This is a genomic window from Parasphingorhabdus sp. (assembly GCF_965233695.1).
In the GTDB taxonomy this organism is placed as follows: Bacteria; Pseudomonadota; Alphaproteobacteria; order Sphingomonadales; family Sphingomonadaceae; genus Parasphingorhabdus.
Genome location: NZ_OZ247497.1, coordinates 2,183,555 through 2,208,800, shown reverse-complemented (window position 1 = coordinate 2,208,800; position 25,246 = coordinate 2,183,555). Strand labels below are relative to the sequence as shown.

General features: G+C 53.7%; 19 protein-coding genes. 11 read left to right on the top strand and 8 right to left on the bottom strand.

Annotation, left to right across the window (positions count from 1 at the left end; genetic code table 11):
- Positions 1–16 precede the first annotated feature (16 nt).
- Positions 17–664 (top strand): LuxR C-terminal-related transcriptional regulator, encoded by a 648-nt coding sequence (locus ACO6S1_RS10490; protein WP_422342648.1) that lies wholly within the window; start codon positions 17–19, stop codon positions 662–664.
- A gap of 170 nt (positions 665–834) precedes the next feature.
- Positions 835–2,508 carry a hypothetical protein gene (locus ACO6S1_RS10485; protein WP_422342647.1) on the top strand — a complete coding sequence of 558 codons (1,674 nt, stop codon included), beginning with the start codon at positions 835–837 and terminating at the stop codon, positions 2,506–2,508.
- A gap of 306 nt (positions 2,509–2,814) precedes the next feature.
- On the opposite strand, the gene ACO6S1_RS10480 is transcribed toward ACO6S1_RS10485, so the two are convergent.
- Positions 2,815–4,995: an acylase gene (locus tag ACO6S1_RS10480; protein WP_422342646.1), complete on the bottom strand. Its 2,181-nt coding sequence runs from the start codon at positions 4,993–4,995 to the stop codon at positions 2,815–2,817.
- Between the two features lie 114 nt (positions 4,996–5,109).
- On the opposite strand from ACO6S1_RS10480, the gene ACO6S1_RS10475 reads away from it, so the two are divergent.
- The 3 genes from ACO6S1_RS10475 (at position 5,110) to ACO6S1_RS10465 (ending at position 10,476) form a co-directional block, all read left to right on the top strand.
- Entirely contained in the window at positions 5,110–6,708 is a 1,599-nt protein-coding gene (locus ACO6S1_RS10475) for a leucyl aminopeptidase (protein ID WP_422342645.1), read from the top strand.
- Positions 6,709–6,797: 89 nt separating this feature from the next.
- Positions 6,798–9,395 (top strand): ATP-dependent chaperone ClpB, encoded by a 2,598-nt coding sequence (clpB, locus tag ACO6S1_RS10470; RefSeq protein WP_422342644.1) that lies wholly within the window; start codon positions 6,798–6,800, stop codon positions 9,393–9,395.
- Positions 9,396–9,426: 31 nt separating this feature from the next.
- Positions 9,427–10,476, top strand: a complete 1,050-nt coding sequence (locus tag ACO6S1_RS10465) for a hypothetical protein (RefSeq protein WP_422342643.1) — start codon at positions 9,427–9,429, stop codon at positions 10,474–10,476.
- 10 nt (positions 10,477–10,486) lie between these two features.
- Here the strand turns inward: ACO6S1_RS10465 and ACO6S1_RS10460 are convergent, their stop codons facing one another.
- The 3 genes from ACO6S1_RS10460 to ACO6S1_RS10450 all read right to left on the bottom strand — a co-directional run bounded on the left by ACO6S1_RS10460 (position 10,487) and on the right by ACO6S1_RS10450 (position 14,299).
- Positions 10,487–10,807 (bottom strand): hypothetical protein, encoded by a 321-nt coding sequence (locus ACO6S1_RS10460; RefSeq protein ID WP_422342642.1) that lies wholly within the window; start codon positions 10,805–10,807, stop codon positions 10,487–10,489.
- Between the two features lie 45 nt (positions 10,808–10,852).
- Positions 10,853–11,230 (bottom strand): hypothetical protein, encoded by a 378-nt coding sequence (locus tag ACO6S1_RS10455; protein ID WP_422342641.1) that lies wholly within the window; start codon positions 11,228–11,230, stop codon positions 10,853–10,855.
- Positions 11,231–11,347: 117 nt separating this feature from the next.
- Positions 11,348–14,299: a TonB-dependent receptor domain-containing protein gene (locus ACO6S1_RS10450; protein WP_422342640.1), complete on the bottom strand. Its 2,952-nt coding sequence runs from the start codon at positions 14,297–14,299 to the stop codon at positions 11,348–11,350.
- Positions 14,300–14,698: 399 nt separating this feature from the next.
- Between ACO6S1_RS10450 and ACO6S1_RS10445 the strand changes: the two genes are divergently transcribed.
- Positions 14,699–15,262 carry a hypothetical protein gene (locus tag ACO6S1_RS10445; RefSeq protein ID WP_422342639.1) on the top strand — a complete coding sequence of 188 codons (564 nt, stop codon included), beginning with the start codon at positions 14,699–14,701 and terminating at the stop codon, positions 15,260–15,262.
- A 22-nt stretch (positions 15,263–15,284) separates the two neighbouring features.
- On the opposite strand, the gene ACO6S1_RS10440 is transcribed toward ACO6S1_RS10445, so the two are convergent.
- The 3 genes from ACO6S1_RS10440 to xseA all read right to left on the bottom strand — a co-directional run bounded on the left by ACO6S1_RS10440 (position 15,285) and on the right by xseA (position 17,972).
- Entirely contained in the window at positions 15,285–16,181 is an 897-nt protein-coding gene (locus ACO6S1_RS10440; protein ID WP_422342638.1) for a M23 family metallopeptidase, read from the bottom strand.
- Complete coding sequence (locus ACO6S1_RS10435; protein ID WP_422342637.1) at positions 16,181–16,390, bottom strand: DUF2093 domain-containing protein; 210 nt, start codon at positions 16,388–16,390, stop codon at positions 16,181–16,183. The genes ACO6S1_RS10440 and ACO6S1_RS10435 overlap by 1 nt, the downstream gene beginning before the upstream one ends.
- A 91-nt stretch (positions 16,391–16,481) precedes the next feature.
- The gene (xseA, locus tag ACO6S1_RS10430; protein WP_422342636.1) at positions 16,482–17,972 is read right to left on the bottom strand and encodes an exodeoxyribonuclease VII large subunit; all 1,491 of its coding nucleotides are present in this window, start codon (positions 17,970–17,972) and stop codon (positions 16,482–16,484) included.
- Between xseA and purD the strand changes: the two genes are divergently transcribed.
- From purD to ACO6S1_RS10410, 4 genes are all read left to right on the top strand, one after another.
- Positions 17,971–19,251 carry a phosphoribosylamine--glycine ligase gene (purD, locus tag ACO6S1_RS10425; protein ID WP_422342635.1) on the top strand — a complete coding sequence of 427 codons (1,281 nt, stop codon included), beginning with the start codon at positions 17,971–17,973 and terminating at the stop codon, positions 19,249–19,251. The genes xseA and purD overlap by 2 nt on opposite strands.
- A 160-nt stretch (positions 19,252–19,411) precedes the next feature.
- Positions 19,412–21,184 carry a vWA domain-containing protein gene (locus ACO6S1_RS10420; RefSeq protein ID WP_422342634.1) on the top strand — a complete coding sequence of 591 codons (1,773 nt, stop codon included), beginning with the start codon at positions 19,412–19,414 and terminating at the stop codon, positions 21,182–21,184.
- A 209-nt stretch (positions 21,185–21,393) separates the two neighbouring features.
- Positions 21,394–22,170, top strand: coding sequence for an OmpA family protein (locus ACO6S1_RS10415; RefSeq protein ID WP_422342633.1), 777 nt, complete (start codon positions 21,394–21,396; stop codon positions 22,168–22,170).
- 190 nt (positions 22,171–22,360) lie between these two features.
- A complete protein-coding gene (locus ACO6S1_RS10410) occupies positions 22,361–22,990 on the top strand; it encodes a hypothetical protein (RefSeq protein WP_422342632.1) in 630 nt (209 codons plus the stop codon).
- Positions 22,991–23,006: 16 nt separating this feature from the next.
- On the opposite strand, the gene ACO6S1_RS10405 is transcribed toward ACO6S1_RS10410, so the two are convergent.
- The gene (locus tag ACO6S1_RS10405; protein WP_422342631.1) at positions 23,007–24,314 is read right to left on the bottom strand and encodes a hemolysin family protein; all 1,308 of its coding nucleotides are present in this window, start codon (positions 24,312–24,314) and stop codon (positions 23,007–23,009) included.
- 181 nt (positions 24,315–24,495) lie between these two features.
- Here ACO6S1_RS10405 and ACO6S1_RS10400 point away from each other — a divergent pair, with 181 nt between their 5' ends.
- Positions 24,496–25,170, top strand: a complete 675-nt coding sequence (locus ACO6S1_RS10400) for an OmpA family protein (RefSeq protein ID WP_422342630.1) — start codon at positions 24,496–24,498, stop codon at positions 25,168–25,170.
- The last annotated feature ends 76 nt before the right edge of the window (positions 25,171–25,246 follow it).

Here is a 25,246-nt window from a genome sequence, read left to right as displayed (position 1 = left end):
AGAGCAGAAAACTGGAATGAGCCACTATACCGCCATTATTGCCGACGACCATGCGATTGTCCGTTCGGGTTTGAAGTCTGCTCTGGAAAACCAGCAGCTTGTCGACGGACATATTGTCGAAATCGTTGCAGAAGCGGGCAATGGAATGGATGCGATTGCGGCGGTCAAACAGTATCGGCCGAATCTGCTTGTTCTTGATGTTTCCATGCCCATTGCGGGCGGCGTCGAAGTCCTGGTTGAAACACGGCGCTGGTCGCCGGACACAAGGATCATTGTGTTTACCGGTATATCGGCGATGGGCAAAGTGGCCGAGTTGATCGAAGCCGGTGTCGATGGCCTGTTTTCCAAAGCCGAGGATAACGAGGGACTGTACCAGCATGTCCCGTTGATCCTTCAGGGTGGTCGATATATTTCGGCATTTTTTACCGACATCATGGACAATGCGCCCCAGCAAAGTGGCCTGACTGGGCGCGAGCGGCAAATACTGAACCTGATCGTCGCCGGGCAATCCAACAAAGAAATCTCTGGTCATCTGGGGATTAGCGCCAAGACAGTGGACCGCCATCGAACCAATCTCATGCAGAAACTGGACGTTCATTCGGTTGCGCAGCTGATCGCTTATTCGCTGCGTGAGGGATTGATTGATTCTGCCGCAGAAATCTGATCCCGTTAAAAAAATAATATTGGATGGAATGGTTGCCATGACCGGCAAATAGCCGTTGTTCCATCGATTTCGAAATGGGGGATTCACCTCATTCAGCCTCTCACCTTTACTTGCTACCCAAGATGGCAAGGAGCGGGACCATTTTGGTTTCCGATGTGAAGGAAGAGACGATGAAAAAGGAAAGCAAATCCTTTCGGGGTAAAAAAATCGGTTTGAAAATTTCAGGTGCTTTGCTGACGCTGGCCGCAGCCAGCGCGGTTATCACACCGCTGCCGCATCAGACGGCGCAGGCGCAGATTCCTGGGTTGTTACCAAAGGCAGACCAGGTTGCGGTTACACAGCCTATGGCCATTGATGGCGTCTGGCAGATTCGTGAACTGGGCAAACATATCATTGTCGAGGCGGGACGCGCTTACGCCTTGGAAAGCTGGATCCACGCCTTTGTATTCGAGGTTCAGCCGGACATGGTTGTGTTACGCAATTTCGAACAGACAGCACCCAACAAATATGTTGCGGACGATCTGCCGCTGATGGCGAAGGCCAATATGGTAGTCCAGGCGGACGGTTCGATCACAGCGACGGTCGCGTCACTGGTTCCAGTCACCTACCATCTTGATCCGGTAGAATTATTCTATCCCCAGCATTTCCTTGCGGCGATACAGGAAAGTCGGGTACCCGCCCAATATCATAGTCGTCCTGGACCGCCATCACATGCGCTGGGGCCACCACAACCCGGCGTTATCGGACACCCCAGAATTGAAGCTCAACCGGCATTGGAGCCGGGCGTCACAGAACCTTTCGTGGAGCGGTGTGGTAACTGCGGTCTTTTACCCCCGGGCGTAGCTGGGCAGCCCCAACTCGCCACCAACAGCAATGACAGCGCCGATGAAGGCGGTCTTTCCGATGAGGCCAAGCTGGGTATTGGTACAGTTGTGGTCGGCGGTATCGCTTACAAGGCAAGCGGATCCATCGGCAAAACGGCAAAAATGGTTGGCTCGGCCGGAAAAGTCGCTGGCAGCGGTAGAGCCGCAGCGAAACTCACAGAAGGCGCCCTGAGAGGAGGCATCTTGCAAAAGGCCGGTCCCAAAGGAACTGGACAGCTTATCGGGAAAGGCACAGCCGCGCAGGCGGCCCGCGGAATCGGCGGAGCCACCAGCGAAGCCCAGCTGATGCAGCGGATTAACAAGGCGGGCGATGTTTCCAAACTGAACAAAGCCGGTCGTGCGGCTCAGGTAGCGCGCGGTGCGGGCGGAGTAAAAGCCGCATCCACCGCTGCAGATGCTGCAAAGCTTGCCAAAATGGCCAAAGCCGGCGCGACCGCCGGAAAAGTTGGCAGGGCGGGCCGCGCAGCGCTGGCGGGCACTGGTGTAGGCGCCGTGGTGGTCGCGGCTGAGATCGTTGGCACCGAAGGGATTAAAGCAGCGACTGGAGCCGATATACAGGATCCCATTTCCACTACATTCCAATATGGATCCGCGATTTTCGACAAGGATGTGAAGCTGGGCGATGTCGCAAAGGCTCGTGCAGCGCATCACCGGGAGAATTTCCGCAAGATTGGTGAAACATTCACGACGAAAGGGAAATTCAAAGAAAATATGCAGGCCTATGGTGATGACAAACGGGTGAAAATTGAAAATTCCACCGGCATGGATTTGCAAAGCGGAAGGGAAAGACGCGCGGCTTACTCAGCAGCCCTGACCAGCGACAAGCCTGTCGCAGCGACTGCAAAAGTCATGGGTGACCGCGCCAAGCATCATCTGGAAAACACCGGCAAGGTCACAAAGAAAGTCGGCTGTAATCTGGGTAACATTTTCCGCAAGAAGGAAAATGACAAGGATTGCTGATCTGATCGAAATTGGAAGCGACCCTCGATTTCGACAGTTCAGCATAAGGAGGAGCGGCCACCGCTCCTCCTTTTTCGTTTGGCCCATCGCAATTGAGTATTGGGAACTTCAATCAGCGGGCCGCGGGACCCGTTTTCCTTTGGTGCGGCTGGTCAGATGAAACTGCCGGCAGCGGTCGCATAAATAGGGACGGAGCGGGAAATCAGCATGCTGGGCGACCAAGTGCGCATCCTGTTCGCTACGGTACCGTGCTTTCTTCCTGCAGATGCTTAGCCGGGTGCGCATTTTCCTCGTTGATCCCGCAATCTACTTCCGACCAACCACCTTTTCGCTTGCCTTGTTCTTCTCCAGCTCGGCCGGGTCAAACCAGACGGGTTTGAGCTTCTTGTCCACGAACAGCTGCATCTGGTCCGTATAATGTGGGCTGTCCGGCCGTGTCGTTGCGGCCCCGAACGGTTGTATGGAGCGTGAATTCACGTTGCCAGCCTTGTCCCATTCGACAAACATGATGAAACTGTCGCCATGGCGAACCGACAGGCGTCCGTCCTCTTCAATATCCCAAAGTGTAGAGGCGCGGATCGTATCATTGCCACCATCGATAGGAAGGTCAACATCGCCCTGGCGCAGGCGCAAGACCTCCAGCATCGGCGGATCGATGCGATCGAAATATTGGGTCAGATGATCGACCGTCTCCTGCAATATTTCTCGCGGATCAGGCACTTCGCCGCGCTGGTAATGCGCTTTGTTTGCCGGACGCAGGACTTTGAGAGCGAGCGCGTCGGCAGGCCCTTTGCCATCAAGATCCCAGTCCCATTTGGCCAGAAGGGCCTGCGCCTTTGCCAGCTGCGGATCGTCTTTCAGATCCAATGCGGCGATCTTGTCGAGCCAGTCCTTGGCATAGCCGGCCTGAACATAGGCCGTGTCATATTTGATCCTGCGGATTTCTTCCTCACCGATCTTGCCATTGGCTTCCAGCAGTTCAATCGACCGGCGCGACCGGTTGGTCTGGTCATTCTCGATCCCCATCAGCGGAGAGAAAGTTTCCGGGTTCAATTCATCGCCGGGTCCTGCCGCAACATAAGGCGTGTTATTGGCGTTCATGACATAACCAGAAGCTGGATTGATCAGCGCAGGCACGCGCGTAAACGGTAGTGTATTCTGCCACACCGCATTCGGATTATCGCCGGGCAGCACCGTCCGCCAGTCAAAACCCGGCGCACGGTCGGGGAACATGGCATTATAGAACATCCCGATATTACCCTTGGCATCGGCATAGATGAAATTGGTCGCAGGTACGCCCTGCCCCGCCATAGCGGCTTGCCATTGGTCGAAATCCTGCGCCTTGTTGATCCGGTAATATTGGGTCAGCATGTCGAGCTGGTCCATGCCCGCATAGCGCAGCGCATAGGCACCATTGCCGTTCATGATCACTGGTCCGTGGATGGAACGGTAAATCATCTGCGGATAGGGAATGACAAACGGGCCATATTTGATTTTCAGCCAGACGCGTTTCTTCTCCAGCGGCAACCACTCGCCATCAAATTTATAGGCATTGCCCTTCTCGTTCAGCGTGAGCTTGTAAATATCAATCAGATCAGGCCGGTTAACCGTATTGGTCCAGCCAAGATTCTTGTTGTGTCCAAGAAACGGGAAAGGCGATCCGGGGAAATTGGCGCCAGCAAAGTCCCAGCCTTCTTCGCTATGCACAACCAGTTCATACCACGCGACATTTCCGCGCAAAGGCTGATGCGAATTGGAAATCAGCCGGGTCTTGTCATCGGTCGAACGTTCCGGCGCAATTGCATAGGCGTTGGACCCGTTTTCATCAGGATCCGGCCCCACTGGCGTGATGATCTTGTCTTCACTCAGAGGATGCACGGTGCGGTTTTCCATCGGCACGGCCAGACTGGGTCCGCCTTCGCGGCGCAGCGGTTTGCCCTCGGTCAGCGCCTGTATCGGGCCATTGAGCCCAAAGAAAAATGGCGACCGCAACGCGAAACCGGCGGCAATATCGCGGCCGTTGACCGGAAACAAATTCGACAGGCTAACCTGATCCGGATGTTCTTCAGCATAAGCATTCAGGCCCGAAGCATAGCCTTCCAGTACAGCGCGCACATCTTCGGGCAGATCATCATATTTGCGTTTGACTGTGCCATCGACATCGAGCAGCGCCGCGACAAAATCAATCGGCGCGCCATCCGCACCGTTGAGTGTTGCGAGCCGTCCCCGGGTCATCGCAGTCACCTCTTGCAGCGTTACGAAATCATCTTCGGCATGGGCATAGGCAACACCGTAAGCGACATCGGCATCGGTTTTTCCGAAAATATGGGGTACGCCAAAATTATCGCGGACGATACGCGCTTCATAGTCCTTTTTGGGAGGTGGCGATGCAGGCGAAACGCTCAACGGCTCCCAGACAGCCAGCGAAATGGCAACGAGCAAAATCAGGATTAACAATCCCATTCCAATTCGCTTGATCACCTTCATCCCATTTCCCTTTTCTATGGCAATCAACCTTGCCCTTTTGATTGCTCTTGCGCAAAGTTGCGACATTGGTCAACCGGGTAGCCTCCCGATCATCAAAGCCACAAAGGATCGTTCATGCCAAAACCGAAAATTTCTCGCCTTTCTCTATTGTCCGCCTTGTCCGCTCTAACCCTTGCCGCCCCGATAAACGCACAATCTGTGCTTGGATCGGGTGTGCCTGCAAGTACAGTTCCGAACAGCACCGAACGTCCGATCGCCTTTGCCGAGCAAGCGCCTGCCGATGCAGGCCTGATAATTCTAATGCAGAGCGCTGAACTGCCGGATATTTCGGCTCTTTCACCTGCCGAACGCAATGCCGTGGAAGCGGCTATCGCCTCTGCCGACTTCAAGGGCAAGACGGGAAGCACTCTCGAACTGCGCGGGATTGGCAGCCGTCCCCTCATAATGCTTTCCGGTGCGGCCCAATCCGACAAAGCGGGACCGGGTGACCAGGAACCGGACTGGAAATCAGCCGCTGGCAAGGCCGTGCAAAAGCTGATGACGGAAGAAACAGCGCTGGCGTTGGTTGGTCCTCCCGATGCCACCGGCATGGCCGATGCCGCCCTTGGCCTTGATCTGGGCCAGTACCGGTTCGATCGCTATCAGACCGATGTCGAAACAGCGCCTGCCAGCCAACAGGTTACAATAGCTGGCCCGCAGGCATCTGCGGCACAAGCCCTCTGGAGCAATCGCCATAAGCATCTTGCTGACAGTGTCAGGATGGTCCGCGATCTCCAAAGCGAACCAGCCAATACCCTCTACCCACAGAGTTTTGTGGATCGGGTGAGCGCAGCGTTCAAAGGCGTTCCCAATATCCGCATCGAAGTCCTCGACGAAGCCGCGATGCGCAAAATGAATATGGGCGCGATTGTCGGTGTCGGTCAGGGCAGCCCACGCGGGTCGAGAATGATGCTGGTTAGCTATACCGGCGGAAGCGGGGCGCCGCTGGCATTGGCTGGCAAGGGCATCACTTTTGACACGGGCGGTATCTCGATCAAGCCCAATACGGGCATGTGGGCGATGAAGGCCGACATGTCGGGCGCCGCTGCTGTAATGGGGGCCACCTTGTCGCTGGCCAAGAGCCGTGCACCGGTTAATGTTGTAGCAGTTGCCGCGCTGGCTGAAAATATGCCCGGTGCCAATGCGCAGCGTCCTGGCGATGTCGTCCGCACCTATGGCGGTAAGACCATCGAAATCCTCAGCACAGACGCAGAGGGCCGTTTGGTGCTCGCCGACGCGGTGCAATATGTGGCGGATCGCTACAAGCCCTTTGCGCTGGTTGATATCGCGACCTTGACCGGATCAGTCGGACGTGCGGTGGGCGATCAATATGCCGGACTATTCGCGCGCGAGGATGCTGTCGCCGATCGCCTTCTGAAAGCTGCCGATGACACAGGCGAGCATTTATGGCGGCTGCCCCTGCATCCGGCCTATGCCAAAGCGATACGTTCGGACATTGCCGATGTTAAAAATTCGGGGGTAACCGACGCCCCGGGCGCGAGCGCAGGGGCTCATTTTATTGGCTATTTCATCGATGAATCGATGCCTTGGGCCCATCTGGATATTGCCGGTGTTGACTGGAACAATTCCGCAAAACCTCTGACGCCTAAAGGGGCATCCGGCTTCGGTGTTCGCTTGCTTGATCAACTGGCACGCGACTGGACCGCCGAATAGCTATTTGTAACAAATATTTGTCCCGCTCCCTTGTGTGATAAAAACATCACTCCATATCTGGTTAGAACCAGAAATGAGGGAACGGGACAATGAATCTCGAGAAATTTACTGATCGCGCCAAAGGCTTTTTGCAATCTGCCCAAACAGTAGCGATCCGCATGAACCATCAGCAGATTACCGCTGCGCATTTGCTCAAGGCGTTGCTGGAAGACGATCAGGGCATGGCTGCTGGCCTGATTGCCAAAGCTGGCGGCGATGCCAAACAGGCGCATCTTGCCACCGATGAAGCGCTTGCCAAGATACCAGCGGTGTCGGGTAGCGGTGCACAGCAGACACCCGGGCTGAACAACGATGCCGTGCGTGTCCTCGATCAGGCAGAGCAAGTCGCTGAAAAAGCCGGTGACAGCTATGTCACGGTGGAACGCCTGCTGCTTGCCCTCACGCTCTCCAAAGATACCGCAGCGGGAAAAGCATTGACCGATGCCGGCGTCACTCCGGATGCCCTGAACAGCGCGATTAATGAACTGCGCGGTGGCCGTACCGCTGACACGGCATCTGCCGAAGATCGCTATGAAGCGATGAAGAAATTTGCCCGCGACCTCACGGAGGCCGCACGCGAAGGGAAGATGGACCCGGTCATCGGGCGTGATGAGGAAATCCGCCGGACAATCCAAATATTGGCCCGCCGGACCAAGAATAACCCCGTTCTTATCGGTGAACCTGGTGTGGGTAAGACCGCTATCGCCGAAGGGCTGGCGCTCCGCATTGCCAATGGCGATGTGCCAGATAGCCTGAAAGATCGCCGCCTGATGGCGCTCGACATGGGCTCGCTCATCGCTGGCGCAAAATATCGCGGCGAGTTTGAGGAACGGCTCAAAGGCGTGCTCGACGAAGTGCGCGGTGCCGAGGGCGAGATTATTTTGTTTATTGACGAAATGCACACGCTGATCGGTGCCGGTGCTTCCGAAGGCGCAATGGACGCATCCAATCTGCTCAAGCCCGCCCTCGCGCGCGGCGAGCTTCATTGTATTGGCGCGACTACGCTCGATGAATATCAGAAATATGTCGAAAAAGACCCCGCCCTGCAGCGCCGTTTTCAGCCGGTTGTTATTGGCGAACCGACGGTGGAAGATACCATCTCCATCTTGCGCGGCCTGAAGGAAAAATATGAATTGCACCACGGCGTGCGGATTACCGATGGCGCATTGGTAAGCGCCGCGACTCTGTCGCACCGCTATATCTCCGACCGCTTCCTGCCGGACAAAGCCATCGACCTGATGGACGAAGCTGCCTCGCGCATACGCATGGAAGTCGAGTCCAAGCCAGAGGAAATCGAAACACTCGACCGGCGAATCATCCAGCTCAAGATCGAGCGCGAAGCCTTGTCCAAGGAAAGCGATGATGCATCGAAAAGCCGTCTGGAAACGCTGGAAAAAGAACTGGCGGAGCTGGAACAGCAATCCACGGAACTGACGACCCGCTGGCAAGGCGAAAAAGACAAGATCCATGCCGAAGCGCATCTCAAAGAACAGTTGGATGCTGCGAAGCTGGAGCTGGAACAGGCCGAACGGGCCGGCGATCTCGCGAAGGCGGGGGAGCTGAGCTACGGCAAGATTCCTGATCTGACGCGCCAGCTCGAAGAAGCCAGCGGCGCGACCGAAGGCGCCATGTTGCGCGAGGAAGTGGTCAGCGAAGATATTGCCTCCGTCGTATCGCGTTGGACCGGCATCCCGGTTGACAAAATGCTCGAAGGCGAGCGCGAAAAATTGCTCGCCATGGAAGAGCTCATCGGCAAACGGGTTATCGGTCAAAAAGACGCGATTGATGCCGTGTCATCGGCCGTCCGCCGTTCTCGTGCCGGGCTGCAAGATCCCAATCGTCCGCTCGGCAGCTTTCTCTTCCTCGGCCCCACCGGTGTCGGCAAGACAGAGCTTACCAAGGCACTCGCAGGATTTCTGTTCGATGATGACCAGGCAATGGTCCGCATTGACATGTCCGAATTTATGGAGAAGCACAGCGTCGCTCGCTTGATCGGCGCACCTCCGGGCTATGTCGGCTATGAAGAAGGTGGTGTGCTGACCGAAGCGGTAAGACGCCGGCCCTATCAGGTCATTTTGTTTGACGAGGTCGAGAAAGCCCATGGCGACGTGTTCAACGTCCTACTCCAAGTGCTTGATGACGGCCGATTGACCGATGGTCAGGGCCGGGTCGTGGATTTCTCCAACACATTGATCATCCTGACATCCAATTTGGGCAGCCAGTATATGGCGAACCTGAAAGACGATCAGAAGGTCAAGGATGTCGAACCACAGGTGATGGAAGTTGTCCGCGCCCATTTCCGCCCGGAATTTCTCAATCGCCTCGACGAGATCATCCTGTTCCACCGACTGGCAGAAGAGCATATGGCGCCGATTGTCGAGATACAGGTCGCCCGGGTTCAGAAGCTGCTAAAGGATCGCAAGATTGTTCTCGAATTGACCGATGCTGCGAAACGCTGGCTGGGCCGGGTTGGTTTTGATCCCGTTTACGGTGCAAGGCCTCTTAAACGCGCGATCCAGAAATATCTGCAGGACCCGCTTGCCGACATGATCCTGCGCGGCAATGTTCCGGATAATAGCACCGTACAGATTGACGAGGGTGACGGCTCTCTGGAAATGGTGCCGGTGGTCGAGGCTGTCGAAGGTTGATCTTGCGCCCACGGCTGATCTTGGGCAGACAATGACGATGATCAACACTGTGCAACCGGACGAAATATTGGGCGATGCCAGCTATTTGGCGCATCGTTATGATGAGGTCGGCGATGCGTTCCGGTTCCTCTCGGTCCCGCGTGATGTCCACCGCCGATGTACATTCATTACGGATGAGCATCTGCCCAATGTCGACCAATATAAGGCGATCGCCCGCTCCACGCTTCCCGATACCTTCTCTGACAGCGTACCGGTGCATTTCATCTTTCATTCGGCCTATTGCTGTTCCACCATGCTCGCCCGCGCCTTTGATATTGAGGGCGTTTCGATGGGGCTAAAAGAGCCTGTGGTTCTGAATGACATGATTGGTTGGCGCCGGCGTGGTGCGGATCCGGCGAAGCAAAAACAAGTCATTGACACAAGCCTGAACCTCCTCGCTCGACCCTTTGGCGAAGATCGTGCAGTAATCATCAAACCATCAAATATCTGCAATCCGCTGGCCATCGACATATTACGATTGCGCCCGGATGCCAAAGCACTTCTGCTCTTCGCCCCTATTGAGGGCTTTCTAAAATCAATCGCTAAAAAGGAAATGTGGGGCCGCATATGGGTTCGTGACGTCCTGATCGGCACTCTGAAAGACGGCTATGCCGTAGGCGGTTTTTCCCAAGATGAACTGTTACAATTAACCGATTTGCAAGTCGCTGCTATCGGTTGGCTCTCTCAGCATGCGCTGTATGCCAGAATTATCGAAGAGATCGGTGAAGATCGAGTGAAAACGCTGGACAGTGATACGTTTTTGGCACGGTCTCCGGAGACGATAGAGGCGCTATGCAATCACTACGGACTAGAAATGAATGACGCACAAATAAACGCTGTCATTCAAGGTCCAGCCTTTACGAGTCATTCAAAACTTGATCAGGCGAAGCCCGGCGAGACTTTTGATGCCAAAGCACGCGATGACGAGCAGCAAAAGGTTGCGCAGGTCCACGGCGCAGAGATTGATATGGTAGCGACGTGGACCAAGGCAGTGGCAGATAGTCAGGGTATAAAGCTGAGAATTGGTTCTCAGCTCTTATAACCGAAACTGTCTAGTTATTTCCGGGAGCAAAGCCTTGCTGATTATCATCAACAAAATCACGGCTTGCTCTGTTGCCTTTTCTGTTGGTTTCTTTCCATTCAGCATTGGTCATGCACGTCCGACGCTTTCGAGACAAAGACCCAATAATAGGCTCTGAACGACAGCGAACAAAATCCGGGTGGTTACGATCCGTGATCTTCTTGGGTTTTTCTTTCTTTGTTTCCACTTCTTCGACTGTGGAAGTGACTGTGTCAGAAGCAACCGCCGGGGAAGCGATTACCAACAGAGAGGCAAAAACACCGCTTGCGGTAATTTGACGCAATTTATTCATAATATATCCTTTATTTACTGATATTTAGGTGGGGAGATCGATTTTTTACGGAAAAAAACCGGGTTGATTGTCGGCAACAAAATCACTTGCATATTTGTTACCTAGTCTAATCGCGAGCTTCCAATTGCGATTGGTCATACAAACTCTGCGGTGCTTGATGATGGATCCAGCCACTGGCTCAACGCGGCACCGAACATAATCGGGATGACGCTTGTCCGAGATTTTGTCCGCTGGCTTTTCAACATCAACAGATTGCTGCTCATCCAATTCTGGCGGCAGCATTTTTACATTAACCAGGCCGGGTGGAACCTCTTCTACTTCTTGTTCAGATGCTTGGCGAAGCATTGAGGTAGCAGCGTTCGATGCAACAGAGCTTAGAAATAAAACAGAGAGAGTTGCCAATTTAAGACGAGTAACAATCATTACTACCCCTGCCAGTGCCCGATATCTTCATAAATAGTATCAAGTTTACATTACAGTGCAACGAAAAAGGGCGGGCCAAACGGCCCGCCCTCTTCATTTCAATTCTAACCGTTTTGATTAGAAGCTGAATTTAACACTCGCACCATAGCGACGACCCAATGTATCGTAGCTTGATGGGTAAACGTTACCAGAGTTAAACGCGGTTGAACCAATGTCCGAACCAACAATACCTGGTTTGTTATCAAACAGGTTTTGTGCGGTCAACGTCAACAATACGTTTTCGCTCACATCCCACTGGAAGGAAAGATCAAAATAGCTTTCCGCTGGGATCTCAGTGAAGTCTACAGAACCAAACAATGGTGAATCACCGATGAAGGCTTCGCCGTTGTCGATGATGTCCTGTGGTTCCTGCTCAACACCACTCAGGTAGCGCCAGCGAAGAGACAATGTGTAATCTTCATCGAACGTTACAGAAGTACGCTGAGAGAAAGCGAATTCGGATTGTGGGTTACAGTTGACCGAATAGAAGCCAATGCACTCACGGTTGAGAGCCGTTGGCGACGCTTGGAACAGGTTCTTGTTGGTCCAAGTACCATCAAACGACATTGACAAACCAATCATGTCGGTGATGTCGGTTGAATAGCGAACGCTGACGTCGATACCATCGGTAGCGATTGTGCCCAAGTTACTCTGCGCGAGAACCAAACCGAGAGTGTTCGATGGATCACCGTCGAGACCACCCGTATTCGGGTTACGAGAGATAAACTCAGGTCCACAGAATTCGTTGCTACCTGATGGTGCGTCGAAACAAGCAGCAATGGCGTCGCCAACAGTTGGAGACGAAACAGCACCAGTGACCTTGATATTGAAATAATCAATGGTCAATGACAGGCCAGGAACAAAGTCAGGTTGCCAAGCAACACCAGCAGTCCAAGTTTTTGCCGTTTCTGTTTCCAGATTTGGGTTACCGCCAGTGGTGATGTTGATCTGACCAGCGGCTGGTGGAAGTACCGTACCAGCCAAAACCGCAGCAGCACCTGGGCTACCAGCAGGAACCTGAAGCAAACAAGCTGCAAGCAGATTACCGGTTGGAGCGACAGGACCCTGACATGGGTCGTTCGCAAGGTTGCTCAAGCCAGTGGATACTGGAGCGAACAATTCTCCGATGTTCGGCGCACGTGAAGAGCGCTGATAGTTACCACGGAATGTCAGGCCAGGAATAACTTCCCAAGCACCGCCAGCTTTCCAGGTAAATTCTGTGCCAGCGGTTGAGTAATCCGAATAACGGGCACCCAAATCGATGGTCAGGCTTTCAGCGAACGATTCACCTTCGAAAATTGGAATGCTAAGTTCACCAAAAGCGTCATAAACATCGTAGTCGCCGAAAATGTCTGGAGCCGCACCACCAGCACCAACAACAGCACCAGGAGTTTGTGATGCTGAGTCAGACTGACGGGTTGCTTCAAAGGCACGGTACTCACCACCAACAGCAAACTGAATGGGTGTTTCGGAGAAACCGAAGCCAAGATCACCATTGATAGAAGCGTTGACGGTTGCGATGGAAGTTGCAGTGATAACCTGCTGTGTCAGGTTAAACACATAATCGATAGCTTCCTGTGAACCCAGATCGCCCTGAAGTCCGAACAAGTTGATCGGCGCACAACCAGCGTTGCCTGAGATACAAGTACCATCTGGCAGAGCCTGCAAGCTGTCGTCGAGACGTGAGCGACGAGCAAAACCGCTTTGACGTTGTATACGCTCACTCTCACCATATGTACCCGAAATATCGTAGCTGATATTGTCGGTAATCGCACCGCGAGCACCTATGACGATGTTGAACAGCGTCGAAGTGAATTCAGAGTTACGTGTACCAGCTTCGATTGTACGACGACGAACCTGCGTGTTCACCTGAACAAAGTCAGGGTTTGGCGAACCGTCAGCAAGCGTTGGGCCGAATGGCGTGGTGATACCAGCAGTACATTCAGCAGCCGTCAAACCAAGACCGGCACAGAATTGGTTAGCAATTCCGATGGGGATGGTTGGGTTGTTCAGGTTGATGTCGTAGTTGTTAAAGAACGAACCACCTGGAGCAATGATCGTCGAAACAGTCTGCTTCGAGAACGCTGCCTGAGAGTAAAGCTCTACATTTTCGTTGATTTCATAGTTAGCCGAACCATAAATGTTGAAGCGTTCGAATGGCGTCTGGAAAATGTTGAACGGGTTAAAGTTGAATGGACGATCAAAGACGCCTTCAAGAACAGTCAATCCGTCTGGAGCGATCTGACCGAAGCCACCTGGAATAGGTCCAACGATAACAGCAGGAATAGCGTTAGAAGAACCGCCCGCTGTACCCGTGAAAGAACCGACGTTGAATTCTGAGAACGAACGGTCGCCCTGGAAAACAGGGTCCTGGTCCTGGTAGCCAACGCTCAATACTGCGTTACCACGTCCATCGTCGAAGTTAGCACCAATGGTAAGGTCAGCACGGAATACGTTGCCGTCGCCTTGCTCGGTAAGCTGCTCACTGAGGTTCAGTTCAATACCAGCAAAGTCGCGCTTGGTGATGAAGTTAACAACACCTGAGATCGCGTCAGCACCATATGTAGTGGTAGCACCGCCGGTCAGAACATCAGTACGCTCGATGACTGCCAATGGAATGGAGTTTAGGTCAACACGGCCGGTGGTGTCAGCAGGAACGAAACGACGTCCGTCAAGCAGAACAAGGTTACGCTGAGAACCGATACCGCGAAGGTTCACGAAAGAAGAACCACCGTTACCGTTGTTAACAGCAGAACCAATGCTTGGAATTGCCGAAGGCAGTTCGCGCAAGAATTGCTCAGCAGTGTTGGTCTGCCGCAGTTCCAGTTCTTCGGAGGTTACAACGCCAACCGGGCTGGAAAGCTCCAAATTGGGGTTGCTGATACGAGAACCGGTAACAACGATGACTTCCTCATCCACTGCATCCGCGTCTTGTACGTCTTGGTCCTGCGCATAGGCAGGTGCTGAAACCATAGCGAGACCAAGCACCAGTGGTGCTGTACCGCTCATCAGCTTCGTAAATTTTTTCATGTTATTCCAGTCCCTTATTCTGGAGGAGCAGGGCCCCCAATGGCCCGCTTCTATAGTTGTCCGGTCGAATCAAACACGCTTTGGACACGCGCAATATTCCATCGGAATGGCTGGCAGATGCCGTAATTGCACAATTCTGTAAAGCTCATGTTCAGCTTTTCGGCCCGCTTTTGTAGATAATGTAACTATTTTGTCACAGTCATATAGGGAGAACCATGCATAATTAACCAGTTAAGGCCGTTAGTTTAATTTACATTGTGGTAGAAAAGGCTGATGCAGCCATTTACCATGAACCCAGACGATTGCGCCCCACCTACAATCTGTTAGGGCTGTTGCAATCAGAGGTTTCATGGAAAGAAAGCCATTAGAAACATGCCGAAAGTTGGGATGGAGTAAAATATGAAAAGTCATAAAATCGCATCGCGCGGATTCTTGTCTGCACTTGTATGTACATCAATGTTGAGCAGTGTTCCGGCTTTGGCAGCCGACAGGGACAAAGCGGTTTCCACACCCCCGGCCATTTATACTGATCTCGTTGCCTGTAAGAACATATCTGACGCCGACCAAAGACTGGCTTGTTATGATGAAAAAGTCGCCGCTTTGGAATCGGCACAATCCAATAATCAGGTCGTGATTGCTGATCGTGAACAAATCCGGGAAGCCAGACGCGGTCTGTTCGGACTGTCGCTACCGCGGATCAGGCTATTTAGTGGAGATGGCGATGAAGGTGACCAGGTTAATCAGATCGAAGGCAAAATAGCCTCGGTGCGCAAGGGGTCAGGTAGCAAATGGACTCTAAGGTTGGAAGATGGCGCGGTTTGGCAGCAAACTGCAGCACCGCGAAGCACTTCTCGACGGCCAAAAGTTGGCGACACCATTGTAATAGAACGCGGTTCATTAGGTAGCTTCGTCGCGAAAGTGAATGACGGGCGCGCCTTCAAGGTCAAGCGGATCGTCAACTGAACCGCTTCCTTTTGCGTCTGGTCTAATCCATCGGCCCGGTTAGCAGGATCGGGTCGATGCGCGCTTTGTTCCATTTCATCGACCAGTGCAAATGTGGTCCGGTTGCCCGACCAGTGGCGCCGATCCGGCCGATTGGTTCGCCACGCTTTACTTCCTGGCCTTCCTTGACGAGAATTTCGGACGCATGAAGAAATGCGCTGTTGAGGCCCATACCATGGTCAATCATCAGCAGCTTGCCTTCCAGCGAAAACGGCTTTTCCGCCGCCAACGTGACAACACCATCGGCTGGTGCGACGAAATATGTCCCTGCCCCGCCTGCAATATCCACACCGCTATGGTAGCTGCCCGGCTCGCCCTTGTAGACACGTTGCGACCCAAACATCCCTGAGATCCGGCCTTTCGCTGGCCAAATAAATGTTTGCCGCCAGCCTTTGCTATCACTTCTGACCTGACGTGCAGCATTTATCTGCGCTAACTCTGGACGGCGGCGCTCCATGAAGGCTGCGCTTGGCCCGCCGCTGCGGCGGGCGACGTTGACATGTTCGATATTCCATTTGCGTGGTGCGACGTTGAAAAATTTCTTGACCGTCTCACCATTTTCCAGCGTTGCAACCATTTGCGCAGACTGGCCGGCATCGCGGTTAAACCCGATAATGAACTTGCCATCTTGATCCACCGGCACAGGTTGTCCTTCAAATGAAAGACTGCGTGTTCCTGCAGGTGCATTGCCCAACATCACTCCGCCCTGAATTTCCTGTCCGGTAAAACCGAATTTAACCGCTTGCCGAAACGCCGATTCTTCGGCGGCTTCGTCTTCAGTACCGGCGCTTTCCGCCAATGTTGAAGACAAGGGTAACGAAAAAGCGGCCACGCCAGCCAAAGCCATGGTGCCGCCGATGACGGTTTTCTTGAAATTCATTATTTTTCTTCTTCCGGCAAATGCGCCTGGGCAGAGACTTGTGCCGTTGCATAGGCCTCCTGCTTCTCGACACTCCAATAGCGGAGATCTTCCAGCGGAATCTGCTCACTGGTAATGGCACATAAAACATGATCACCGGAGGAAAGCGGCCGAAACCCGTTCGGCATGTAATAGAGCTTTGCGATTTTGTTGCGATGAGACATTAACATAGAAAAACCTTACTTCGCAGTGCATTTACTGGTGATTTACCAGCTATATAATTACTGGCAAATATTTACCACTTCTATAACAAAAATTGGCCTAGAACAAATCGGGCTGCCTGTTATCCGACGGTTTTTTCGCTTTTGAAGGCTTTGGCTTCGTTACCGGCCTGGCTTTTCGATGGCCCGCTTTTGCAGCTTCAGCCGGCGTGTCGGTAATCTGTGCCGCCACGGTGCCATCATGAAAATGCAGATTGACAGCGCCTGCATTTTTTGCCGCCACCTTGCTGCCAATAAACTGATCATCCAATCCCGATATTCTCGCATAGCCTCGTTTTAAAGGGCCATCGGGGGAGACTTGTTGTGCCAATCGCCAAAGGCTGTCGAGCCTTTGCCGGGCGTCATCCAGCGGCCGCTTGATCAGCGCGACCGGCAGATCCAGACGCCCCAGCCTGCTTTTAGCCGTGTCCAGCCGCTGGCGGAGCATGGCGGGTCGTAACGCCCCTTCCGATGCGGAAAAGCGGCTCCTTGCCTCGGCTACATTCTGTCCCATGGCATATTTCATCCCATCCGTCAGTTCATCCACGCGCTGTTGATGCGGGCGGAGCAAATCTGTTAGCGCGGGCATCAGGCGGCGCTGCGCTTCCAGCCGCTCTTGGGCAGTTGCAAAGCCCCGTTGTATCGATCGCGCCATCCGTGCTTTCGATTCACTGAGCGACGCCAGCCATTCCGCACGCACCGGAACCGCCATTTCCGCCGCTGCAGTCGGGGTCGGTGCCCGTAAATCGGCAGCAAAATCGCAAAGGGTCGTATCGGTTTCATGCCCAACCGCGGAAATAACCGGTATAGAGCAATCCGCAACCGCCCGAACCACTTCCTCTTCGTTGAAGCTCCACAGATCTTCAATCGAACCACCGCCGCGTGCAACTATTACCAAATCAGGCTTGGTCATCGCGCCATCGGTTTGCATATTCGAAAAGCCGTCAATTGCCCCGGCGATCTGCTTCGCGGCGCCATCACCCTGCACCAGCACTGGCCAAACGACCACATGGCTGGGACAACGATCTGCCAGCCGGTGCAATATATCCCGAATGACGGAACCGGTCGGCGATGTCACCACGCCGATGGTTTTGGGCAGAAAAGGTATCGCGCGCTTGCGATCCTGATCGAACAGGCCCTCGGCCTGCAATTTGGCTTTCAGCTTTTCAAAAAGCTGCATCAGCGCGCCCTCACCAGCCAATTCCATCTTGTCGATCACGACCTGATATTTGGAACGGCCCGGATAGGTGGTCAATTTGCCGGAGACGACGACCTCAATCCCATCCTCCGGCTGGAATGGCAACCGCCCGGCATTGCCCTTCCACATCACACCATCCAGCACAGCTTTGTCATCTTTTAGTGCCAAATAGACATGACCGGATGCCGCGCGCTTATAACCGGAAATCTCGCCCTTGATCCGCACATAGCCAAAACAATCTTCAACAACCCGCTTCAAGCTGCCGGATATTTCTGACACCGAAAGAGGAGCGGCATTGTCGCCAGCGCCGCTCTCGGCTAACAGCTTCGCGTCTAAAGAAAGAGAGTCGTTCATGAATATCCTGTTGCTCGGGTCCGGTGGCCGTGAACATGCCTTGGCATGGAAGCTGGCGCAATCCCCGTCTGTCCAGAAATTTTATGCCAGCCCGGGCAATCCCGGCATTGCCCATCATGCGGAGTGCGTAAAACTGGACGTTCTGGATCATACCGCAGTGGCCCAGTTTTGCGGGCGTAACAAGATTGATCTTGTGGTAGTTGGACCGGAAGCCCCTTTAGTGGACGGGCTCGGCAACAGCCTACGCACGGCAGGCATATTGGTGTTCGGCCCGGACAGAGCCCCGGCACAGCTTGAAGGCTCCAAAGGCTTTACCAAAGACCTTTGTGCTCGCGCCAATATTCCCACGGCTGGCTATGTGCGCACGACAAATACAGCGGATGCATTGGCCGCGCTCGACAAATTCACAATTCCGGTTGTTATCAAGGCAGACGGACTAGCCGCAGGCAAAGGCGTCATAATTGCCGAAACCCTTGCACAAGCGGAAGAAGCAATCGCGATGATGTTTGAGGGCGGCTTTGGCGATGCTGGTGCGGAAGTGGTGATCGAGGAATTCCTAACCGGCGAAGAAGCAAGTTTTTTTGCGATTACTGATGGCAAAAACGTCATCCCGTTTGGCACCGCACAAGATCACAAACGGGTCGGCGAAGGTGACGTCGGCCCCAATACCGGCGGCATGGGCGCTTATAGTCCGGCACCAGTGTTGACCAAGGCGTTACAAAAACAGGTCATGGACGAGATCATCCAACCTACCGTCGACACGCTTGCCGCCGAGGGCACACCTTATAGTGGCGTGCTGTTCGCGGGACTGATGCTGACCGAAACCGGTCCGCAGCTCATTGAATATAATGCCCGCTTTGGTGATCCGGAATGCCAGGTGCTGATGCTGCGGTTGAAGTCGGATCTTGCTGCTATCATGCTGGCCACCGCAAAAGGTGAACTCGGCCAGATCAGTGCCCCCGAGTTTGACCCGCAAACAGCCTTAACAGTGGTGATGGCCGCGACCGGCTATCCCGGCACCCCAGAGAAAGGTGGCAAGATCCAGAATCTCGCCCGAGCCGAACGTAAAGGAACGAAGATATTCCATGCCGGAACCGCGGAAGTCGATGGGAAGCTGGTTGCAAATGGTGGCCGCGTACTCAATGTCACGGCTCTGGGTGGAACCACAACCGAAGCGCAGACGAAAGCATATACCGCTGTCGACAAGATTGATTTCGAAAGCGGTTTTTGCAGGCGCGATATCGGGTGGCGAGAGGTTGCCCGGGAACGCCGCGATTGAGTCGGCCAACAGATCAGTATCGACCAGAATCGCCAATTCTATTGACTTGTTGTTGAAATAGCCAACCGCCTTATGTGACAACATATCATTTGTTCATAATCCAGTCAGCTTGCTCTTGGCACCTTCTATCCCGGGTTGATTGTTTCGGGAGGGAGTGAACATGCGGCGTTTTTCCAATATTTCCAAAATCTTGTGCGGCTTTGCGGCGGTAAGCTTGATCGGCACACCGGGCACGGCAACTCTAGAGGCCCAGTCAAGACAGGGGCAGCGCCCCGATATTGTACGACTACCGCCGTCAAATCCGGTTAATTGTAGCATTTTTACCCGTGATGACCACGAACAGGTCATCGTTACCGGCTCAAGAAAAAAGGGTTCGGGTCGATTGCAACGGGCCCCTGCTGCTCTCCCGCCGCCACCACCACCAACCCCCGCACCCCTTGCCTCTCCTGCTGCCGAGTCTGTTGCAAGCGGCTATGTGGCACCGCAACGCCGCATAATAGTGCCCGGACCTTATCCCTATCCCCGCCCGCAACCACGGAACCGTGAGAAATATGCTGGTGAAGAGGTTGCAAGCATCAAGCGGGTTGCTGACGAACCGGTCTCGACCTTCGCCGTGGATGTTGATACCGGCAGCTATTCCAATGTCCGCCGTTTCCTGAATGACGGCCAAATGCCGCCCGAAGCTGCGGTGCGGACTGAGGAATTGATCAACTATTTCCGCTACGACTATCCGAAACCAGCCAGCCGGGAAGCACCCTTCAGCGTGTCGACCGATTTGTCCACCACGCCATGGAATGACGCCAGCCGTTTGCTTCGCATTGGCTTGCGCGGCTATGACGTTGACAGCAGTGAGCGGCCTCGCGCCAATCTGGTCTTCCTTGTCGATGTTTCCGGTTCGATGCGCAGCCAGGATAAACTGCCACTCGTTAAATCGACACTGAAATCGCTGGCAGGCGAATTGCGCAGTGACGACCGGGTTTCGATTGTCGTTTATTCCGGCACGGTTGGCCTGCTGCTGGCTCCGACATCGAACAAAGACCATGTTAAAGAAGCAGTCGACTGCCTTTTTGCACGCGGTTCAACCGCTGGCGGTGGTGCGCTCAAGCTCGCTTATTCCACCGCGCGGCAACACTTCCTCAAAGGCGGCATAAACCGCATCATCATGGCCACTGATGGAGACTTTAATGTCGGCACTTCCAATACTGACGAGCTGAAAAAGATCGTTGCAAAAGAACGGGAATCGGGCGTCAATCTGACCATGCTCGGCTATGGCACCGGCAATATCAGGGACGAGTTGATGGAGGGCATCGCCAATGTCGGTAATGGCAATTATGCCTATATCGACAGTGCGATGGAAGCCAAGAAAGTACTCGGTGAAGAACTGAGCTCTACGCTGTTTACTATTGCTAAAGACGTCAAAATCCAAATCGAATTTAACCCCGCACATGTTAAGGAATACCGCCTGATCGGTTATGAAAACCGGATACTCGCGGAAGAAGATTTTGCCAATGACAAAATTGATGCCGGGGACATCGGCGCTGGTCACCAGGTCACCGCGCTCTATGAAATCATGCCGGCAAAATCTACAGGCTGGCTTCCGGAACGCCGCTATCCGGCCAATCGTGTAGTTGACCGTCAATCGGATTTCTCCGGTGAGGTGGCGCAGGTGAAATTGCGCTACAAACTGCCAGGCGGCAGCAAATCAAAGTTGATCAAACGCCAGATCAATGCAGGGAGCCTGAATGATGCGAGGGCACCTAGCGGAGATATGGCCTTTGCCGTGGCGGTCGCAGCATTTGGACAGAAATTGCGCGGAGATAAATATCTCGGCAATTACAACTTCCAGAATATTCAGCAACTGTCCGGCAATGGTGGCGATTACTGGCGCCAGGAATTCCGCAAGTTGAATGATTTAGCGCAAAGTCAAAGCTGAATTTGATTCGGTCTGGCGGCCTAACCGATCAAAAAATAGCAAGCTGTTAACCATGTTTGCTAAATAATTGTCTCATATGGGGACAATTACAGCTCGTCTCGTCGGATATTCGGCGATCTGCCCATGCTGACAAACTGGACTCATCCTTAATTATCCTCCATTTTAGCGGATGGACAAATGATGATATGAACTGAGTAAGGGGTTCCGGAATGGAAGTTGGGGGTAAGATATTAACCGGTGCAGTCGCGACAGCGCTTTTGGCGGTAGTCGGGCATTATGCCACTGGTGATAATTTCATCTCAGGCCTTGAAAATGCCGCGCAAACTGAGCTGACAGCGCAGGGCATGGAAGGCGTCAAAGTAGCGTTCGCGCGTGCCCCCCTGTCTCGCAAAGCTGTTTTGAACGGTGATGTTAGCGATGAGGTCAAGCAAAAGGCCCTCAACACTGTGTCTGCTGTCACAGGAATTTCCAGTGTCGTTTGGGCGGGCAGTGATCTGGTTGCCGAACCACAAAGCGGCGATGGTGCCATTGAAAATGGCAACAATGGTGGTCTTGATTCCGCAACACAAGCGGCCGTGGCAAAATGTCAGGCCGGTGTCGATACGGCGATTGGCGATAAAAAACTCAGCTTCCGATCGGGCAGCGCTTATATCTCGCCGGCATCTAACAAAATATTGGATGAATTGGCGGTGGCAATCAAACCTTGCACTGGCCTGACCATAGCGGTTGGCGGTCATACCGATGGCAACGGCAATGCCGAGGTGAATAAAATCCTTTCACAGGAACGCGCTGACCGGGTTCGTGCAGGCCTGATTGAACGTGGTATTCCGGAAAATCTGGTAACTGCAACCGGCTATGGTGCTGAACAACCGCTGGCAACCGGACAGGGGCCAGAAGCCGATGCCCAGAACCGGCGCATTGAATTCAAGGTCCAGGCGGCAAATAAAAATGACGTAATTGATGCGAAATCGCAACAGGGGGAATGAACCATGCCATTATTAATCGAAAATCTGTTGCTCCTGCTCCTGACTTTTGCAATTGGGCTCGGCATCGGCTGGCTCTTCTGGGGCCGCGATCGCGACGAGATTTGACTGAAAATGAGGATGGATTTGACTTGCGGCGCAATTATAGCGGCCCGGTCGTGCATTTCATATTTGAATATAGGGGTTTAAAACAATGATATCGCTGATTTCTGCAAATTGGCTGCTATTCCTGATCGCTTTGCTCATTGGTGTCGCAACCGCTTTTTGGGCTTGGGCCGCATCTGGACGCGAAATCGCATCTGATCCTTTTGATGCCAATGACGGCTTGCTGGAAAAAGCGGGTGATGCGGTTGTTCCAACACCGGAACCGGTTGTGCCAGAACCAGTGGCTTCCCCTACCCCTGCGCCAAAGGTCGCTCCTGCGGCCGCACCGAAACCGGTGCCCGCCGTCGAACAGGCTGCTGCAACAACAACGGCAACACCCGCCGTTACGCCCGCTCCGCGTCCGCGGAAACGTCCGGTTGTCGATGATACGCCTCCGCCGCCGCCACCTGGAAAACCCAAAATTGCACCTCCCGTAGGTGATCCCGACAACCTGCGCCTGATCAAAGGCGTTGGCCCGAAACTCAATACCCTGCTGAACAATCTCGGCGTGACCCGGTTTGACCAGATTGCAGCTTGGAAAGAGGCTGAGATTCAGGAAGTCGATCAATATCTGGAGAGCTTCAGCGGCCGGATCACACGTGACTCATGGATTGATCAGGCAAAATATCTTGCGAAGGACGATATTGCGGGTTTTGAGAAGAAATACGGCAAGCTCTGATTTCGATTATCGAAGGCTAGTCAAATTCAGGATTGGAAGCCCGCACGATCAGCTTGTCTATTTTGCGACCGTCCATGTCGATAATCTCGAATAGCCAGTCCTGATCCTCAAAGCTTTCACCCTCTTGGGGAAGGTGGCGCAGTTGTCCGAGCGCATGTCCGGCGACAGTGGCATAGTCACGATCATCTGGCAGTTTGATGCCCAGCCGATCGGCCAGCGCATCCATTGACATCGCACCGGACACCAAAAAGCTGCCATCGGCCCGTTCGATCAAGCTGCGCTGGGTCTTCTCATCCTGGTCCGAGACAAATTCACCGGCAATCGAACTGAGCAGGTCATTAGGCGTAACAATGCCTTCAAAATGGCCATATTCATCATGCACCAGGATCATCGGAACATCGGCTTCTCGCAGAATATCCAATGCATCCAGTGCATCGAGCTGATCGGGGACTTTCTCCAATGGTCGCATCAGCTTGCTAAGATCAAGCGCCTGGCCGCTAAATTGTGCGGCAACAATATCGCGGGCTTGCACCACGCCTCTTATCTCGTCGACCGAATTTTCCGCTACCGGCAAGCGGCTATGCGGCGATTCAATCAGCATGGCGAGGATCTCTTCGGTTGTGGCCTTGATATCCAGCCAGTCAACCTCTGTCCGCGGGGTCATCACTTCGCGGATCGGGCGATCGGCCATGCGCACCACACCCGCGATCACGGCGCGTTCATGCTCTTCGATCACACCGGATCGGGTCGCCTCGGCAAAGACCATTTGCAATTCCTCTGCCGTCACATGACTGGTCTGGTCGCGTTTGAGGCCCAGCAGCCGGAAAATCAGCGCGCTGGTGCCGTCCAGCAGCCAGACCAACGGTGCCGCTATTCGTGCAAGCAAGTCCATCGGCGGTGCCATGATCACGGCAATTTTTTCGGCGGAGCGAAGTGCTATTTGCTTGGGAACCAATTCCCCGATTACCAGTGAAGCATAAGTCGTCAATCCAATGACAAGCGCGAATCCAACGGTTACCGACCAATCGCTTGGCATGCCCAAAGCTGCCAATCGCTCCGCCACAGGACCGCCCAGGCTTGCACCGGAAAAAGCACCGGCAACAATGCCTATCAAGGTAATACCGATTTGAACCGTCGAAAGAAATTTGCCTGGATCGCTGGCCAGGCGCAGGGCAATTTTTGCACCACGACTGCCTTGATCGGCGGAAGAATGGAGATGCGCCTTGCGCGCAGAGACAATGGCCAGTTCTGACATGGCGAAAACACCATTGATCAGTACCAGCACAACGATGATTGCAACATCAAACCAGGGAAAAGCTGTCATATTATCCAAATAAAGGGAATAAGCCCGAAAAATCCCTATAGCCACATGTTTTACTAAATATCAAACTTACTGTCAGTCCCGGTTCATAATTTTGGGTTCATCTTGTCTATGGTTAATTACGACTATCGCGCTGGAAACGATAAGTATATCCCGGCGATGTTATCTATGAGGGACTAATCACATGCGTATCAAACAAGCATTCATCGCGGCATTTTCATTAAGCGCACTGACGCTAGCCAGCGGTTGTACGACAAATCCGGAAACCGGAAACCGCGTCCTTTCCAAAGCAGCCATCGGCGGCATTGGCGGTGCGCTTGGCGGCTATCTGCTTGGAGACATTATCGGTGGCCGAAATGACCGAACAGCCAAAATTGTGGGCGCCGGCCTCGGTGGTCTCGCGGGCGCGGGCGTGGGCTATTATATGGACGAACAGGAAAAGAAACTGCGCGAACAAACCGCCGGCACAGGTATTGATGTGACCCGGGACGGTGACAATCTGATCCTCAACATGCCGTCCAATGTCACGTTTCCGGTCAATAGCGCGGCCATTGAACCACAGTTTCAAGAGACATTGGGCAGTGTTGCCAATACGCTGTCGCAATATGAAAAAAGCTATATTGACATCTACGGCCATACCGACAGCACCGGAACGGACGAATATAATCAGTCGTTGTCCGAACGCCGTGCGTCATCGGTTGCCAATTTTCTGAGCAATAGCGGTGTTCAAAGCGCCCGTATCGAAACCCGCGGCTATGGTGAAAGCCAGCCCATCGCCAGCAACAGTACGGAAGAAGGCCGCGCCGCCAATCGCCGGGTTGAACTCAAGATTGTGCCGATCCGCGAGCAGGATCTTTAAGCTGGCAAACTATCCGCTTGCCTAAAGGATGATCGTTCGGGCATCCCTGTCCTGATAACAGGATGAGGATGCCCCG

Excerpts from the sequence above, each read along its gene's own strand:
- ACO6S1_RS10490 (WP_422342648.1), top strand. The coding sequence starts at position 17 with ATGAGCCACTATACCGCCATTATTGCCGACGACCATGCGATTGTCCGT.
- ACO6S1_RS10485 (WP_422342647.1), top strand. The coding sequence starts at position 835 with ATGAAAAAGGAAAGCAAATCCTTTCGGGGTAAAAAAATCGGTTTGAAA.
- ACO6S1_RS10480 (WP_422342646.1), bottom strand. The coding sequence starts at position 4,995 with ATGAAGGTGATCAAGCGAATTGGAATGGGATTGTTAATCCTGATTTTG.
- ACO6S1_RS10475 (WP_422342645.1), top strand. The coding sequence starts at position 5,110 with ATGCCAAAACCGAAAATTTCTCGCCTTTCTCTATTGTCCGCCTTGTCC.
- clpB (WP_422342644.1), top strand. The coding sequence starts at position 6,798 with ATGAATCTCGAGAAATTTACTGATCGCGCCAAAGGCTTTTTGCAATCT.
- ACO6S1_RS10465 (WP_422342643.1), top strand. The coding sequence starts at position 9,427 with ATGACGATGATCAACACTGTGCAACCGGACGAAATATTGGGCGATGCC.
- ACO6S1_RS10460 (WP_422342642.1), bottom strand. The coding sequence starts at position 10,807 with ATGAATAAATTGCGTCAAATTACCGCAAGCGGTGTTTTTGCCTCTCTG.
- ACO6S1_RS10455 (WP_422342641.1), bottom strand. The coding sequence starts at position 11,230 with ATGATTGTTACTCGTCTTAAATTGGCAACTCTCTCTGTTTTATTTCTA.
- ACO6S1_RS10450 (WP_422342640.1), bottom strand. The coding sequence starts at position 14,299 with ATGAAAAAATTTACGAAGCTGATGAGCGGTACAGCACCACTGGTGCTT.
- ACO6S1_RS10445 (WP_422342639.1), top strand. The coding sequence starts at position 14,699 with ATGAAAAGTCATAAAATCGCATCGCGCGGATTCTTGTCTGCACTTGTA.
- ACO6S1_RS10440 (WP_422342638.1), bottom strand. The coding sequence starts at position 16,181 with ATGAATTTCAAGAAAACCGTCATCGGCGGCACCATGGCTTTGGCTGGC.
- ACO6S1_RS10435 (WP_422342637.1), bottom strand. The coding sequence starts at position 16,390 with ATGTTAATGTCTCATCGCAACAAAATCGCAAAGCTCTATTACATGCCG.
- purD (WP_422342635.1), top strand. The coding sequence starts at position 17,971 with ATGAATATCCTGTTGCTCGGGTCCGGTGGCCGTGAACATGCCTTGGCA.
- xseA (WP_422342636.1), bottom strand. The coding sequence starts at position 17,972 with ATGAACGACTCTCTTTCTTTAGACGCGAAGCTGTTAGCCGAGAGCGGC.
- ACO6S1_RS10420 (WP_422342634.1), top strand. The coding sequence starts at position 19,412 with ATGCGGCGTTTTTCCAATATTTCCAAAATCTTGTGCGGCTTTGCGGCG.
- ACO6S1_RS10415 (WP_422342633.1), top strand. The coding sequence starts at position 21,394 with ATGGAAGTTGGGGGTAAGATATTAACCGGTGCAGTCGCGACAGCGCTT.
- ACO6S1_RS10410 (WP_422342632.1), top strand. The coding sequence starts at position 22,361 with ATGATATCGCTGATTTCTGCAAATTGGCTGCTATTCCTGATCGCTTTG.
- ACO6S1_RS10405 (WP_422342631.1), bottom strand. The coding sequence starts at position 24,314 with ATGACAGCTTTTCCCTGGTTTGATGTTGCAATCATCGTTGTGCTGGTA.
- ACO6S1_RS10400 (WP_422342630.1), top strand. The coding sequence starts at position 24,496 with ATGCGTATCAAACAAGCATTCATCGCGGCATTTTCATTAAGCGCACTG.